Annotated in this window: 13 protein-coding genes; 8 read left to right on the top strand and 5 right to left on the bottom strand. The window is 71.1% G+C overall.

Going from position 1 to position 14,160, the window contains the following annotated elements; all coding sequences use genetic code 11:
* Nucleotides 1–4: 4 nt before the first annotated feature.
* The gene (locus M4I32_RS02175) at nt 5–496 is read right to left on the bottom strand and encodes a DUF3515 family protein (RefSeq protein WP_319032838.1); all 492 of its coding nucleotides are present in this window, start codon (nt 494–496) and stop codon (nt 5–7) included.
* 22 nt (nt 497–518) lie between these two features.
* Between M4I32_RS02175 and thiL the strand changes: the two genes are divergently transcribed.
* Complete coding sequence (thiL, locus tag M4I32_RS02170; protein WP_319032837.1) at nt 519–1,538, top strand: thiamine-phosphate kinase; 1,020 nt, start codon at nt 519–521, stop codon at nt 1,536–1,538.
* A 3-nt stretch (nt 1,539–1,541) separates the two neighbouring features.
* Here thiL and rsmD read toward each other — a convergent pair whose 3' ends face one another.
* Complete coding sequence (gene rsmD / locus M4I32_RS02165; RefSeq protein ID WP_319032836.1) at nt 1,542–2,108, bottom strand: 16S rRNA (guanine(966)-N(2))-methyltransferase RsmD; 567 nt, start codon at nt 2,106–2,108, stop codon at nt 1,542–1,544.
* Nucleotides 2,109–2,176: 68 nt separating this feature from the next.
* Between rsmD and M4I32_RS02160 the strand changes: the two genes are divergently transcribed.
* The 6 genes from M4I32_RS02160 (at nt 2,177) to mutM (ending at nt 7,327) form a co-directional block, all read left to right on the top strand.
* On the top strand, nt 2,177–4,345 hold the full coding sequence (locus tag M4I32_RS02160) for an ATP-dependent DNA helicase RecG (RefSeq protein ID WP_319032835.1): 2,169 nt from the start codon (nt 2,177–2,179) through the stop codon (nt 4,343–4,345).
* 53 nt (nt 4,346–4,398) lie between these two features.
* On the top strand, nt 4,399–4,896 hold the full coding sequence (coaD, locus tag M4I32_RS02155; protein ID WP_319032834.1) for a pantetheine-phosphate adenylyltransferase: 498 nt from the start codon (nt 4,399–4,401) through the stop codon (nt 4,894–4,896).
* 98 nt (nt 4,897–4,994) lie between these two features.
* Nucleotides 4,995–5,468, top strand: coding sequence for a DUF177 domain-containing protein (locus M4I32_RS02150; protein WP_319032915.1), 474 nt, complete (start codon nt 4,995–4,997; stop codon nt 5,466–5,468).
* A gap of 25 nt (nt 5,469–5,493) precedes the next feature.
* Nucleotides 5,494–5,703 carry a 50S ribosomal protein L32 gene (gene rpmF, locus M4I32_RS02145; protein ID WP_172989695.1) on the top strand — a complete coding sequence of 70 codons (210 nt, stop codon included), beginning with the start codon at nt 5,494–5,496 and terminating at the stop codon, nt 5,701–5,703.
* A gap of 15 nt (nt 5,704–5,718) precedes the next feature.
* Nucleotides 5,719–6,411: a ribonuclease III gene (gene rnc / locus M4I32_RS02140; protein ID WP_319032833.1), complete on the top strand. Its 693-nt coding sequence runs from the start codon at nt 5,719–5,721 to the stop codon at nt 6,409–6,411.
* Nucleotides 6,404–7,327, top strand: a complete 924-nt coding sequence (gene mutM / locus M4I32_RS02135; protein ID WP_319032832.1) for a bifunctional DNA-formamidopyrimidine glycosylase/DNA-(apurinic or apyrimidinic site) lyase — start codon at nt 6,404–6,406, stop codon at nt 7,325–7,327. The genes rnc and mutM overlap by 8 nt, the downstream gene beginning before the upstream one ends.
* A 7-nt stretch (nt 7,328–7,334) precedes the next feature.
* Here mutM and mgtE read toward each other — a convergent pair whose 3' ends face one another.
* The 3 genes from mgtE to M4I32_RS02120 form a co-directional block, all read right to left on the bottom strand.
* On the bottom strand, nt 7,335–8,657 hold the full coding sequence (gene mgtE, locus M4I32_RS02130; RefSeq protein ID WP_319032831.1) for a magnesium transporter: 1,323 nt from the start codon (nt 8,655–8,657) through the stop codon (nt 7,335–7,337).
* A 124-nt stretch (nt 8,658–8,781) separates the two neighbouring features.
* Nucleotides 8,782–9,294: a GNAT family N-acetyltransferase gene (locus M4I32_RS02125; RefSeq protein WP_319032830.1), complete on the bottom strand. Its 513-nt coding sequence runs from the start codon at nt 9,292–9,294 to the stop codon at nt 8,782–8,784.
* A 12-nt stretch (nt 9,295–9,306) separates the two neighbouring features.
* Entirely contained in the window at nt 9,307–10,419 is a 1,113-nt protein-coding gene (locus M4I32_RS02120; RefSeq protein ID WP_319032829.1) for a GNAT family N-acetyltransferase, read from the bottom strand.
* Between the two features lie 166 nt (nt 10,420–10,585).
* Here M4I32_RS02120 and smc point away from each other — a divergent pair, with 166 nt between their 5' ends.
* Nucleotides 10,586–14,152, top strand: a complete 3,567-nt coding sequence (gene smc, locus M4I32_RS02115; protein WP_319032828.1) for a chromosome segregation protein SMC — start codon at nt 10,586–10,588, stop codon at nt 14,150–14,152.
* Nucleotides 14,153–14,160: the final 8 nt, after the last annotated feature.

Raw genomic sequence — 14,160 nt, 5'->3', positions numbered from 1 at the left:
GCAGTCAGCCTTCCGTCGGCGCGGGCGTCTCGGTGGTGTCGACGGGAGCAGTGCACTCGCCATCCTGAGGCAGGCGCGCCACGGCGGCCGAGAGGGCGTCCAGCACGTCGAGACTCGAGACGATCTCGTTGTCGAGGTAGAGCTCGACGGCGGGGGTCCGCCCGAAGGTCGTGAGCCGGTAGCGCGGTGCCTCGCTGTCGTCGATGATCCAGTCCACGCCACCGACGGTCTGGCACGGCAGCGTCGTCGGCGCCGGCGGTTCGACGCCGCATGCGAGGACGACGGCGACGGGGTCGCCCCACGAGGCGGTGGCCTGCGCGTTTGTCCACACCCGCGGCTGGCCCGCCACCTCCGAGGGCAGTCGCACCGTCACGTCGGCGCATTCCGGTGCATTCGCCGCCGGAGCGGGCTCCATCGACACCGTGGTGCTGCATCCGGTCACCAGCAGTGTCCCCAGCGTGACCGCGGCGGCGAGCATCCGGGGCAGAGAGGGCATCACGTCAGGCTACCGTGGGTTCATGCACCCTGCCCCGCAGCCGCCCACCACCGTCGGTGAGCTCTCGGAGGGTGAGATCCTCGAGCGCATCCTCACCCGGCTGCATCCATCCGAACCGCGGGCAGAGTACTCCGCGGATGAGGTCGGTCCCGGTGACGATGCCGCGGTCATCGACGTGCCGGGAGCGGTCGTCGCCACGACCGACACGCTCGTGCACGGACCCGATTTCCGGCTGGCCTGGTCGAGCGGCTTCGACCTCGGATGGAAGGCGGCGGCGGTCAACCTCGCGGATGTCGCCGCGATGGGGGCTCGGCCCACGGCTCTGCTCGTCGCGCTCGCCATGCCCGACGACACGCGCGTGGCGTTCGTCGAGGAGCTCGCGGATGGGCTGCGTGCGGCGTGCGAGCACCTGTCACCGGGATGCCGGGTGGTCGGGGGCGACCTGACCGTCTCGGCCACGCTGACCATCGCCGTCACGGCCCTCGGTTCGCTCGAGGGGCGGCGGCCCGTGCGCCGCAGCGGGGCGCGGCCGGGCGATGTGCTGGCACTGGCGGGCGCGGCTGGGCAGGCGGCACGTGGGCTGGAGGTGCTGTTCGACCGCTTCTCCGACGCAGAGGGGGCGACACCCATCGACATGGGTCTGCTCGATGCGGTCGACGCCGGGGCTGTGCGGGCGCAGCTGCGTCCCGTGCCGCCGATCGGGCGGGGATCGGCGGCGGCGGATGCAGGGGCGACCGCGATGATGGATGTCTCGGACGGTCTCGCGATCGACGCGGGACGGCTGGCTGCGGCATCCGGCGTGCGTCTTGAGATCGCCGGCGACGCCTTGGGGGAGCATCGCCGATGGGCCATCACGGGGGGCGAAGACCATGGCCTGCTCGCGACATTCCCGGCGGGTGCGGAGCTGCCCGGCGGCTTCCGGATCATCGGGACCGTTCACGCGCGCGATGGCGGCGCGGCGGTGCGGGTCGACGGCGAGGCGGTCAAGGGCGGCTGGGATCCCTACCGCGACTGGGACGGGCGCACCGGCGCCATCGGCTGACGATCATCCACCGGGCCGGCGCCGCACCCACCACAGGATCGTGTCGCCGTATCGCCGGTCGCGGGCGTGCACCAGCGACGACGGAAGACGCGGTGCGCTCGAGCGACGTGCTCGCTCGACGACCACGAGTGCGTCGTCGGCGAGGGTCGGCGCGAGCAGATCCAAGACGTCGGCCAGCGCGTCCTCGGTCACGTCGTACGGCGGGTCGGCGAAGACGAGGTCCCAGGGTCCGCTCGCCGCACGCAGGAAGGACCCGACGCCCATGCGATGCACGCGGGGCACCGGGGCGTGCATCGCCCGCGCGACATGGGCCGCGTTGCGCGCGGCGATGGCAGCGGCGCGCGGCGCCTTCTCGACCAGTTCTGCGCTCGAGGCACCCCGGCTGAGCGCCTCGAGTGCCAGCGCCCCCGATCCCGCATACAGATCGAGAACGCGGGCGCCGTCGACCGCGTCGGCGGCCTCGAGCGCGGCGAACAGCGACTCGCGCGCGCGGTCGCTCGTCGGACGCGTGCCGCTGTCGGGAACCTCGATCCGCAGCGACCCCGCCGCTCCCGCGATGATGCGTGTCACCCGTCCACGATAGCGAGCGATACGGCGGGGACCCTCCGCATGTCGGTGCTGTTGCCTACACTCGAACCGTGCCGTCGCTGCAGCTCGAATCCCGTCTCGACGGGGCCGTGGGGGGCAAGACCGCCGCCGCGTTCGCGCGCGCGTTCGGCATGCGCACCGTCGGCGACCTGCTCATGCACTATCCACGCCGCTACGCGCGCCGGGGCGAGCTGACGCCGATCGATTCGCTTCCGGTCGGTGAGGCGGTGACGATCGTCGCCGAGGTGCGCAGCGTCAATCAGCGCTCGATGCGACAGCGCAAGGGCTCGTTGGTCGAGGTCGTGATCGGCGACGGGCGCGGAGAGGTCGCGCTGACCTTCTTCAACCAGGCCTGGCGACTGCAGGAGCTGAGGCCCGGCCGCCGCGGCATCTTCGCGGGCAAGGTGGGGGAGTACCGGGGCGCGAAGCAGTTCGCGCACCCGCACTACGAGCTCTTCGACGACGACGATTCCGCGGCCTCGGCAGACGCCGCCGCGGCGTTCGCCCGCGCCCTGATCCCCATCTATCCGGCCACGTCCGCCGTGCCCAGCTGGCAGGTCGCCAAGGTCGTCGCGATGGTGCTGGATCTGATCGGCCCGTTCCAGGACCCGCTGCCGGAGGCGTTCCGGCAGCGCCACGGCCTGCTCGACGCGTCGGCGGCGCTGCGCGGCATCCATCGCCCCGATTCCGATGCGGACGTCGAGCGCGCGCGCCACACGCTGCGTCTGCATGAGGCGGTGATCCTGCAGACGGCGCTGCTGCAGCAGCGCGCCGATGTGCGGGCGCTGCCCGCCCGCCCGCGCCCTGCGCACGCGGACGGGCTGCTGGCCCGCTTCGACGCGATGCTGCCGTTCGAGCGCACGGCCGACCAGGTGGAGGTGGGGGAGGCGATCGCCGCGGATCTCGTCGCCGGCTGGCCGATGAACCGCCTCGTGCAGGGCGAGGTGGGTTCGGGCAAGACGCTCGTGGCGCTGCGGGCGATGCTGCAGGTCGCGGAGGGGCAGGGCCAGGCGGTGCTCATCGCGCCCACCGAGGTGCTGGCCGGGCAGCATCTTCGCTCGATCGCGCGGATGCTGGGGCCTCAGCTTGCGCCCGAGTTGATGCCGACGCTGCTGACGGGACAGCTCAGCGCCCCGGAACGCCGCAGAGCGGCCCTGCGGGTCGCTTCCGGGCAGGCGCGCATCGTGATCGGCACGCACGCTCTGCTCAGTGAGTCGACGACGTTCGCCGACCTCGGACTCGTCGTGGTGGACGAACAGCACCGCTTCGGCGTCGAGCAGCGTGAACGGCTGCGCGCCAAGGGTGAGAGCCCCCACGTGCTCGTCCTGACGGCCACGCCCATTCCGCGCACCGTGGCGATGACGGTCTTCGGCGACCTGGACGTGTCGACGATCCGCTCGTTGCCCGCGGGACGATCGCCGATCGAGTCGTTCGTGGCCCCGGTCGCCGAGAAGCCCGGTTGGTTCGCCCGGGTCTGGGACCGCGTGGAGGAGGAGATCGAGAAAGGCCATCAGGCTTTCGTGGTCTGCCCGGCGATCGACGCGGAAGCGGCCCCCGGCAAGGATGACGGCGCGGAGTCGGCACCCGCCGACGACGCCGCTCGCGCGCGATGGGGGGTCGTGCAGGCGGCCGAACTGCTGCGCCGCCACCCTGCGCTGGGCGAGCGCCGCATCCAGACGCTGCACGGCAAGATGCCGAGCGACGAGAAGGACGCCGTGATGCGCGACTTCGCCGAGGGCGGCTCCGACGTGCTCGTCGCGACGACCGTGATCGAGGTGGGCGTGGACGTGCCCAACGCCTCGACGATCGTCGTGCTCGACGCCGACCGTTTCGGCGTTTCGCAGCTGCACCAGCTGCGCGGGCGAGTGGGTCGCGGCGAAGTTCCCGGCCTGTGTCTGCTCGTCACAGAGGCCGCGCCCGGCACCCCGGCCCGTTCTCGCGTCGAGGCGGTGGCCCGCACGCTGGACGGCTTTGAACTGGCCGACGTCGATCTGGAACTGCGCGGTGAGGGGGACGTCCTCGGCGATGCCCAGTCGGGGGCGCGCTCGTCCCTGCGGCTGCTGCGCGTGGTCACCGACGCCGATCTCATCGTGACGGCCCGTGCCGAGGCAGAGGAGATCATCGCCGCGGATCCCGCGCTGCGCTCGCACCCGGGACTCGCAGCCGCGATCGAGCGGCGTCTCGATGTCGCCGAGCGGGCCGCGATGGCGAAGAACTGAGTCCGAGCGCCGGGGCTTCGCCGGCCCTCCCGCTTGAACGATAGGCTCTACGGGTGAGCAACCGGATCGCTGTGGTGCCTGGGTCCTTCGACCCGCCGACTCTCGGCCACCTGGACGTCATCCGACGCTCGGCCGAACTCTACGACACCGTGCACGTGCTCGTGGTGCACAACCCGGGAAAAGAGGCGATGCTGCCGATCGCCGAACGGCAGTCGCTGCTGGAGCAGTCGATCGCCGAGGCGGAGCTCCCCGGTGAGGTGATCGTCGCCGCATGGAGCGTGGGGCTGCTCGTCGACTACGCGCGGGACGTGAACGCGAGCGTGCTCGTGAAGGGCATCCGCTCGCAGATCGACGTCGCCTACGAGACCCCGATGGCCATCGTCAACAGGCACCTCGCGGCCGTCGAGACCGTCTTCCTGCTGCCCGACCCCGCGCACGCGCTCGTGTCCAGTTCGCTTGTGCGTCAGGTCGCCGGACTCGGAGGCGACGTGTCGCCGTACGTGCCGGCCGCGGTCGCGCGCTTTCTCGACACCGGAGCCCGCGACATCTGAGCCGGCACCCGCCGTCGCGGGTAGCATGGTCCCCCGTGAGGAATCGACTGGGACCCCTGAGCATCGGCGTGCGCGACATCGTGCGCCGCCCCGGCGAGATGCGTGAGGCGCAGATCGAGGCCACGCCCGCGGAACGATGGGGAGAGGGACTCGTCGCCGTGCAGGCGGGAGAACCGGTGCGCGTCGCCGCCCGGCTCGAGTCGGTGCACGAGGGGATCCTCGTCACCGCTGAGGTGGACACGCGCTACACGGGCGTCTGCGGTCGGTGTCTCACCGACATCGCCGCGCCGGTGGAAGTCGAGTTCCAAGAACTTTTCGCGTATCCTGGCGAAGAAGAGTCTGACTTCGAAGTTCAAGACAACCACGTGGATCTTGAAACTCCGGTCAGGGACACCATCGTCCTTTCCCTCCCGTTCCAGCCGGTCTGCAGTGAAGACTGCCCCGGACTCGATCCGGAGACGGGGGAACGGAAGGACGAGGGTTCCGGCATCCAGGAAGATGCCGACACAGATCCGCGTTGGGCGGCGCTGAGGGACGTGTCCTTCGGCGCGGACGCGGAGCCCAGAGAATAGACCTCGGAACGAAAGAAGTAGAGCCATGGCAGGTAACCCTCCGAAGCGCAAGGTCTCGCGCTCCAACACCCGCTCGCGTCGTGCGCAGTGGAAGGCCGAGGCGCCCGCGCTGGTCAAGACGGTCGAGAACGGCAAGGTCGTCTACAGCCGTCCCCACCAGGCGAAGGTCGTCACCGATTCGCAGGGCACGGAGCTGTTCCTGGAATACAAGGGCCGCAAGGTCGCGGACGCGTAACCGGACTGACCGTCCGTGACAGACGTCCCCGGGGGGAGACGGTCACTCGCCGAGACGCTCGGGGTCGACATCGATCCCGATCTTCTGTCTCTCGCCCTCACCCATCGCTCGTACGCGTACGAGGACGGCGGCTCGCCGCACAATGAGCGCCTGGAGTTCCTCGGCGACTCGGTGCTGGGGCAGGCCGTGACCGTGACGCTGTTCGCGCGCTATCCCGAGCTCGATGAGGGGGCGCTCGCGAAGCGCCGCGCGAGCCTGGTGTCGACGGTTGCGCTCGCCGAGGTCGCGCGTCGTATCGGGCTCGGTGAGCACGTTCTGCTCGGCCGCGGCGAAGAGCAGACGGGTGGCCGGGACAAGGACTCGATCCTCGCGGACACGACCGAGGCGATCATCGGTGCCGCATACCTCTCCGCGGGCCAGGATGCCGCGACAGGGCTGGTCGTCCGGCTCGTCGAACCGCTCCTCGACGACCCCGACCGCTATGGGGCGGCGACGGACCCCAAGACGAGCCTCCAGGAGCTCGCTGCGGCTCACCAGGAGTCCCCTCCGGCCTACTCCGTCGAGTCCGACGGGCCCGACCACAACCGCGTCTTCACGGCGACCGTGCGCGTCGGCGAGATCGAGGCGCGGGGCGTGGGCACGAGCAAGAAATCCGCCGAGATGGCGGCGGCGCTGAGCGCCTGGCAGGACCTCAACGAGCGTGCCTGAACTGCCCGAGGTCGAGGTCGTCCGAAACGGTCTCGCCCCGGCCGTCACCGGTGCCCTCGTCGCCGCCGTCGAGGTGCGCGACGAACGCGCCATGACCCGTCATCTGCCCGGTGCCGCGGACTTCGTGACGCGACTGCAGGGGCGCCGCATCCTCGGCGCGGCTCGGCGCGGCAAGTTCCTCTGGCTGCCGATCGCGCCCGGCCCCGCTGCGCCCGAAGAAGCGCTGCTGGCGCACCTGGGGATGAGCGGGCAGCTGCTGCTCCGTGCCGCGGGGGCCGAGGCGATGCGCCACGAACGGGTGCGTATCAGCGTGGACCATCCCCTGCACGGCGAGGTCGACGTCGTCTTCGTCGACCAGCGCACGTTCGGATCGCTGGCGGTGGATGCCCTCGTGCCGACCGCCGATGGCGCCGCTGGAGGGTGGGGCGCTCCCGACGCGCTCGTGCCGGCTCAGGCGAGGCACATCGCCCGTGACCCTCTGGATCCCGCGTTCGACGACCGCGCCTTCGCTGCTGCCCTCGCGCGGACCTCGTCCGCGGTGAAACGGGTGCTGCTGGATCAGGGGGTGGTCAGCGGCATCGGCAACATCTATGCCGATGAGGCGCTCTGGGCCGCCCGCATCCATCCGGCCGCTCCCGGCCGCTCTCTGGCGACCCGCGCCGTGGGACGACTGCTCGCCGAGACGCGTGCGGTGCTGCACAAGGCGCTGGCCGAGGGCGGGACCAGCTTCGACGCGCAGTATGTGAACGTCAACGGCCAGGCCGGCTACTTCGCGCACTCCCTGAACGTCTACGGGCGTGGGGGAGAGCCCTGCCCGCGCTGCGGCGGGGCGATCCGGCGAGAGGCGTTCATGAATCGCTCCTCCCACTACTGCCCGCGCTGTCAGCGCCGCCGGTGGAGTGCGGGCTGGGTGTGACCGCCGACTAGGAGATGCCGAGCACGTAGGTCGCGACGACGAAGTAGATGATGAGGCTTGTGGCGTCGCAGAAGGTCGAGATGAACGGCGTGCTGAAAACGGCGGGGTCGGCCCGCAGCAGACGCGCGAGCATCGGCATGCACCCGCCGACGGTCGCCGCCAGCGTGCAGATCAGCAGCAGGGTCGATCCGATGACGATGCCGAATGCCAGCCCGAACACCGCGCCGGCGAGGATGAAGCCCAGCGTGCCGAGCAGGGTGCCGAGGATCGCGCCAACCCGCACCTCGCGCCAGGCGACGGCCAGAACGTCTCGCTTGGTCGCCTCCCCCAACGCGAGCGCGCGTGTGACGGTCGTGGCGGCCTGGGACCCGGTGTTGCCCGCCGTTCCGGTCAAGAGCGGGATGAAGAGTGCAAGGGTGACCACCTGCTCGAGGGTCGCCTCGAACACGTCGAGCACCTGCACGGTCAGCAACGCCGACACGGCCAGCACGAGCAGCCACACGACGCGGGACTTCACGATTCCGAACACGGGGGTGGTCAGGTACGGGCGACCGAGGGGTTCGGATGCGCCCTGACGTGCGGCGTCCTCGTCTTCGGCCTCCTCGACAATTCGTGCGGCGTCGTCGACCGTGACGATGCCGACGATGCGGTCCTGGCTGTCGGTGACGGGCGCGGCGAGCAAGCCTGCATCGACAACCTGGCGCGCAGCCACCTCGGCGTCATCGGTGGCGCGCACCACGCGTGCCGGGACCATGATGTCCTCGACCGTCTGATCGGCAGGGCCCGTGATCAGCTCACGCAGACCGATGACGCCCAGCACCCGTCGGTGCGCGCTTGTGACGGGGAGCATGTAGACCGTTTCGGCGCCGCCGCCGCCGTGGCGTACATGGATGAGCGCGTCGTCGAGTGTGAAATGGGGCAGCAGCCGCACGAACTCCGTGCTCATGTAGCGCCCGATCGCGTTCTTCGGGTACCCGAGGATCGGTGCGGTCAGATCGCGCTCCTGCGGTGACAGACCACGCATGAGCTTTCCCGCGACGCCTGCCGGCAGCTCGTCGACGAGCTGAGCACGATCATCCGGATCGAGGTCCTCGAACACCTGTGCCACGTCTTGGTCGCGCAGGCCCTGGAACAGTTCGGTGCGCATGCCGGTGTCGAGAAGTTCGAACACCGCGAGCGCCTTGTCGCGGTGGAGGAGCCGGTACATCACGGCGCGGTCGGCAGCGTCCTCACGCTCGAGCAGCGCTGCGATCTCGGTCGCGTCACGCTCATCGAGCAGCTCGCGGACCCGTGTCAGGTCCGACTCACGCAGTGCCGCTCTGAGGGCCATGTCTCTTCCCTCGATCCGATCCATGGTGCGCATGATCGCACACCCCCGCGGCACGGAAGTGAACCCCTCCGGAGGACCGACGACGCACTCGGCCTTCCCCTCGGATGAGGGCTGCTCCGCGCACTCACTGACTGTCGACGGCGAAGGCGAGGTGGGGCATCGTGACTCCGCGGAAGCGCTTGTCGAACCTGCCGCGGACGGTCATGCCTAGACGGATCGCGACGTTCATCGATCGGATGTTGGTGTCGCGGACCTGGGCGTAGACGGTGGGGGCGCCGAGAACCCCGAAGGCGTGGTCGCGGCAGGCCGCCGCCGCTTCGGTGGCGTAGCCGCGATGCCAGTGGGCGGGGTTGAACAGATAGCCGACCTCAAGGACGTCCTCGCCGAGAATGCGCTGCCGGGTGAGGCCGCACTGACCGATCATCTCGCCGGATTCCCGCAGGATGACCGCCCACAGCCCGAATCCGTGCGCGCGGTAGCTGTCGTTCATGCGCTGCAGCCAGTCCCGAACCTCTGCGTCGCTGAACGGGCCCTCGTACGCGGCCATCGCGACCGGGTCCTGAAGGATCGCGCGCAGCGGCGCCAGGTCGCCCTCCGTCATCTCACGGAGCGCCAGCCGTGGGGTCTCGATGCGCACGTGATGATCATCTCAGGAGATCGGGAGGGCGCCGTCGGGCGGGGCGAGCCTCTTCTGCCACGCGCCCTCGTACGAGATGGCGACGAACCCGATCGCCTCGTTGATGTCGAGCATGGGGCGGTTCTCCTCGGCGTTGTAGGTGATGACGCGCGGTGAGGCCGGAGCGATCCGGCGCCAGGAGAGCAGTCCCTCGCACTTGACCAGCATCCCGAGCCGGTGTCCGCGGTGCTCCGCGAGCACCAGGGTGTCCTCCTGGAACGTCGCCCCCGTGCCGCCCGGCCCCACCACGAGTTCGTTGAAGGCGCAGAGCTCACCCGTTCGCGTGTGCTGCGCCGCAGTGACGTGCAGGGTCTGAGCGGCTTCGAGGTAGCGGGAGTCGTGACGGGCGACGCGGGCGGCATCCCATGTCTCGTCGTCGTAGTCCATCGCGCCCGACGGGGCGTCGGTGACCATGCGCGACTTCATCCACGCGTACCCGTCGACGTGGTCCGGCGGGGTGGGTGGGAACCACGACACGACGCGGTAGCCCGCGGCCGAAACGCGCGCCTCATCGCGAAGCCGCCGGATGCGCGCCCACGCGCCGTCAAGCTCGAGTGCGCTGCACCGGTCGATCTGCTCGAGTGTGTACCCGCGTCGCAGGAGGAAGCGCACGACATGATCTTCGGCCGGTACCGAGCCGAACCCCGTGCGGGCACCGAGACGGGGACCCGGCCCTTCGCGGTGTTCGGCCCAGGCCTGGAGGATGCGGCGATCGTGTCGGAGGACGACCGTCTCGAGCATCTGCGCCATGGCGTTCCCGATTCCCCGGCCCCACTCCGATCGCCGCAGTTCGACGTACCCCGAGGCGGTCCTCGACGCGGGTTCCATGGGCAGGTCGATGCCCGCGCGGCCGATGGGCATGTCGCCGTCGAGGATCAGCCACATCAGATGGTGCTCGTCCGGGTCGTCGCGCAGATGAGGCAGCAACATTTCGGCCGACATGGCGTGGTCGGCGTGGCCGGCCACCTCTTCGGCGATGAAGTTGCGCACCGCGGCGAAGGTGCGCAGGTTGGCACCGTCGGGATCGTCTGCGCGGCGGGGCAGCCGGAGGGGCCGGGCGAGGATGCCGGCCGGGAACGTGGTCATCGTGTCTCGTTCGGTGGGAGGGCAGCGGCATCATCGTGCGCCCCTGCCGGTCCGGCGTCAAGAGGGCGTGGGGGCCATCGGTCGAACGCGGGCGTTGCCTGCGGGGCGGCGCACGACGTCTCGGGTAACGTGTGCGCGTGGAGAACCGGTCCGGGAGCGTGCGACCATGCACCTGAAGAGCGTGACGCTGAGGGGCTTCAAGTCGTTCGCCCAGGCCACGACTTTCGCGCTCGAGCCCGGTGTGACCGCCATCGTCGGGCCGAACGGCTCCGGCAAATCCAACGTCGTCGACGCGCTCGCCTGGGTGATGGGTGAGCAGGGAGCCAAGACCCTGCGCGGCGGAAAGATGGAGGACGTCATCTTCGCCGGCACGTCCTCGCGCGGGCCACTCGGGCGCGCCGAGGTGCAGCTGACGATCGACAACGCCGACGGTGCGCTGCCGATCGAGTTCTCCGAGGTGGCGATCAGTCGCACGCTCTTCCGCAACGGCGCCAGCGAATACGCGATCAACGGCGAGACCTGCCGACTGCTCGACGTGCAGGAGCTGCTGAGCGACTCCGGGCTGGGGCGCGAGATGCACGTCATCGTGGGGCAGGGACGGCTCGACACGGTGCTGCAGGCCACACCGGAGGAGCGGCGCGGCTTCATCGAGGAGGCCGCCGGCATCCTGAAGCACCGACGACGCAAGGAGAAGACACTCCGCAAGCTCGAAGCGATGGAGACCAATCTGATGAGGCTGAGCGACCTCGCGGGCGAGATCCGGCGGCAGCTGAAGCCGCTCGGGCGCCAGGCCGAGATCGCCCGCGAGGCCGAGGGGATCGCCGCGACCGTGCGCGATGCCAAGGCCCGGCTGTTCGCCGACGAAGTCGTCACGCTGCGCACCGCCCTGGCCGATCATGCGCGATCGGAACAGGAACGGCACACCGAGCGGATGGCATTGCAGGACCGGCTGTCGCAGCTGCGCGAGCGGATCGTGCACCTCGAAGCCGATCGCGGCGGGGATGACGTGGATGCTGCGCGCGCGGTCGTGCATTCGCTCGAGCGGGTGCAGGAGCGTGCCCGGAGTCTGTACACCCTCGCCAACCAGCGGCTGGCGCTGCTGGGCGCCGATGAGGACGACGCACCGGCTGCGGCGGCGGTCGCGGAGACGGACATCGACGAGGCGCGCGCACGGGCCCAGCAGCTCTCGGACGGACTCGGCGAAGCGCAGGATGCGGCGGCCCGCGCTGCCCGCGCGGTGGCGCACGCCCGAGGGGAGCTGGACGCGCTCGACAGCGACATCGCCGCACAGAGCGCGCTCGTCTCCGAGCACGACATGCGGCTGACGGCGCTGCGGGGCGCGGCGGACGCATCGGCATCCGCGGTCGCGGCCATGAGGGGCGCGCTCGACAGGCAGGAGAGCGCCCTGCAGGCGGCACGGGCGCGACGCGCCGAAGCGGATGAGGCGCGCGCCGGCCTCGAGTCGGGTGCCGAGGCGGATGACCCCACCGACCACGCCGCAGAGTACGAGGCGGCGGGGCGCGAAGCATCCCAGGCCGAGGCGGAGCTGCAGCGTCTGCGGGACGAACAGCACCGTGCGGAACGTGAGGTCGAGGCGCTCACCGCGCAGACGGCCGCCCTGACGCGCGCGCTGACCGTGCGCAACGCCGCGGCCGCGCTGCTCGAGGACGACCTCGCGGGCGTGCAGGGGCTGGTCGGCGACCAGATCCAGGTGCGCGCGGGGTTCGAGGCGGCGATCGCCGCCGTGCTCGGGCCCCTCGCCGAGGGGCTCCTGGTGGCGCGCCGCGACGACGCCTACGCCGTGCTCGCGGCCGCCGCCGAGGGAAGCATGGGGTCGGTCGATGTTCTGGTGGCGGATGCCGGGCGCCCGGCCCCGGCTCTCGCCCCGATCGACGGTGTGCGTCGCGCGGTCGACGTCGTCACCGCCCCGGACGGGGTGCAGGGCTACCTCTCCCACGTCGTGGTCGCCGACGACATCGACGTGGCCCGTCGGGCGTGGCCTCAGGTCGAGCAGGCGTTCGGCCCCACCGTCACGCTCGTCACCCTGGCGGGGGAGGTGACCACCGCCCATCTGCTGCGCGGCGGCGACGGGGGCTCCCCGTCGCGGCTGGCACTGCTCGCCGAGCGTGATGCCGCGGCGCGCCGGCTCGATGAGGTACAGACGACGGCCGAGCAGTCGCGTTCGGCGGCGGGCGAGGCGGGAGCGCGGCTGACCGCCGCCCGCCGACGGGCCGAGGAGTCTCTTGCGGCGCTGCGCGAGCACGACGCGGCGCAGGCCGCCCGCGCCGAGACGGCGAACCGCATCACGGTGCGGCACGAAGCCGCCGTCGCCGAGTGCGAGCGGCTCGAGACCGGCGTGGCGCAGGCGAAAGCCGCGCTCGACGAGGCCGAGGTCGCCGACCGGCGGGCGCACGCCGAACTCGAGCACGCGCAGCAGGCGCCACGGCCGATCCTCGACGCCTCGGCGCGCGAGGCGGCCCTGGCCGAGGTCGAAACTGCCCGGGAGGCGGAGATGCGGGCCCGCCTGGACGTGGAGGCGCTGCGTGAGCGCATCCGTTCGCAGGAGGCGCGGGTGGCGGGCCTGGTGCGACAGCGCGAGACCGAGCGCCAGGCGGCGGAGGAGGCGGCGCGCCGCGCGGTGATCCGTCGCGGGCAGCGGGAGGCGGCATCCGGCGTCATCGAGCAGCTGCCACCGCTGCTGGATTCGATCGATCGCTCGCTCTCCCACGCGCGCGTCGCGCTCGGCGAGGCGGAGGCCTCTCGCACCGCCCACAACGCCGAGCTCAAGGAGCTGCGCGCGCAGGAGGGCGGGTTGCGGGAGCGTCTCGCGGCGCTGACGGAAGGGGTGCACGCGCTCGAGCTGCAGATCCATGAGCAGAAGCTGCACGTCAACGCCGTGCTCGAACGGGCCCGATCCGAACTCGGACTCGGCGAAGAGGTGCTGGTGGCGGAGTACGGGCCGGACCAGCCCGTCCCGAACCCGACGGCGGTCGATGGCGACGCGTCGCACCCGGATGCCGAGGGGCGGAGTGAGTCGGGGGAGGAGGACGCTGCCGAACCGGTCGCGTTCGACCGCGAGGGGCAGCGCCGCATTCTGCAGCAGGCGGAGCGCAAGCTCGCGCAGCTCGGGCGGGTCAATCCGCTCGCGCTCGAGGAGTTCGCCGCCCTCGAACAGCGGCATGCCTTCCTGACCGAACAGCTGGCCGATCTCACCGAGACGCGGGCCGACCTGCTCACCATCATCGGAGATCTCGACCAGCGCATGCGGGGCATCTTCGAGGCGGCGTTCGAGGACACGCGCGCGGCGTTCGCCGACGTGTTCCCCCTGCTGTTCCCCGGCGGCACGGGCAGCATCTCGCTGACCCAGCCCGACGATCTGCTGACGACGGGCATCGAGGTCTCGGTCAAACCCGCGGGCAAGAAGATCGAGCGGCTCTCGCTGCTGTCGGGCGGTGAGCGTTCGCTCGCGGCTGTGGCGCTGCTGACCGCGATCTTCAAAGCGCGACCCAGCCCGTTCTACATCCTCGACGAGGTCGAGGCGGCGCTCGACGATGCCAACCTCGGCCGGCTGCTGCGCGTCTTCGAGCAGCTGCGGGAGTCGAGCCAGCTCATCGTGATCACGCACCAGAAGCGCACGATGGAGATCGCCGACGCGCTCTACGGCGTCTCGATGCGCCAGGACGGCGTCTCGGCGGTCGTAGGGCAGCGCATCGTGGACCGCGCAGCCTCGTAGGCTGGGAG

It is taken from the genome of Microbacterium sp. LRZ72 (assembly GCF_033792225.1).
Taxonomy (GTDB): Bacteria; Actinomycetota; Actinomycetes; order Actinomycetales; family Microbacteriaceae; genus Microbacterium.
The sequence above is the reverse complement of the archived record's forward strand: the minus strand, read 5'-3'. Positions and strand labels throughout refer to the sequence as shown.

What these genes read in the sequence shown, in the direction of transcription:
- M4I32_RS02175 (WP_319032838.1), bottom strand. Translation starts at nt 496, where the DNA reads ATGCCCTCTCTGCCCCGGATGCTCGCCGCCGCGGTCACGCTGGGGACA.
- thiL (WP_319032837.1), top strand. Translation starts at nt 519, where the DNA reads ATGCACCCTGCCCCGCAGCCGCCCACCACCGTCGGTGAGCTCTCGGAG.
- M4I32_RS02150 (WP_319032915.1), top strand. Translation starts at nt 4,995, where the DNA reads ATGCGTGAGGCGCAGATCGAGGCCACGCCCGCGGAACGATGGGGAGAG.
- rpmF (WP_172989695.1), top strand. Translation starts at nt 5,494, where the DNA reads ATGGCAGGTAACCCTCCGAAGCGCAAGGTCTCGCGCTCCAACACCCGC.
- mgtE (WP_319032831.1), bottom strand. Translation starts at nt 8,657, where the DNA reads ATGGCCCTCAGAGCGGCACTGCGTGAGTCGGACCTGACACGGGTCCGC.
- M4I32_RS02120 (WP_319032829.1), bottom strand. Translation starts at nt 10,419, where the DNA reads ATGACCACGTTCCCGGCCGGCATCCTCGCCCGGCCCCTCCGGCTGCCC.
- smc (WP_319032828.1), top strand. Translation starts at nt 10,586, where the DNA reads ATGCACCTGAAGAGCGTGACGCTGAGGGGCTTCAAGTCGTTCGCCCAG.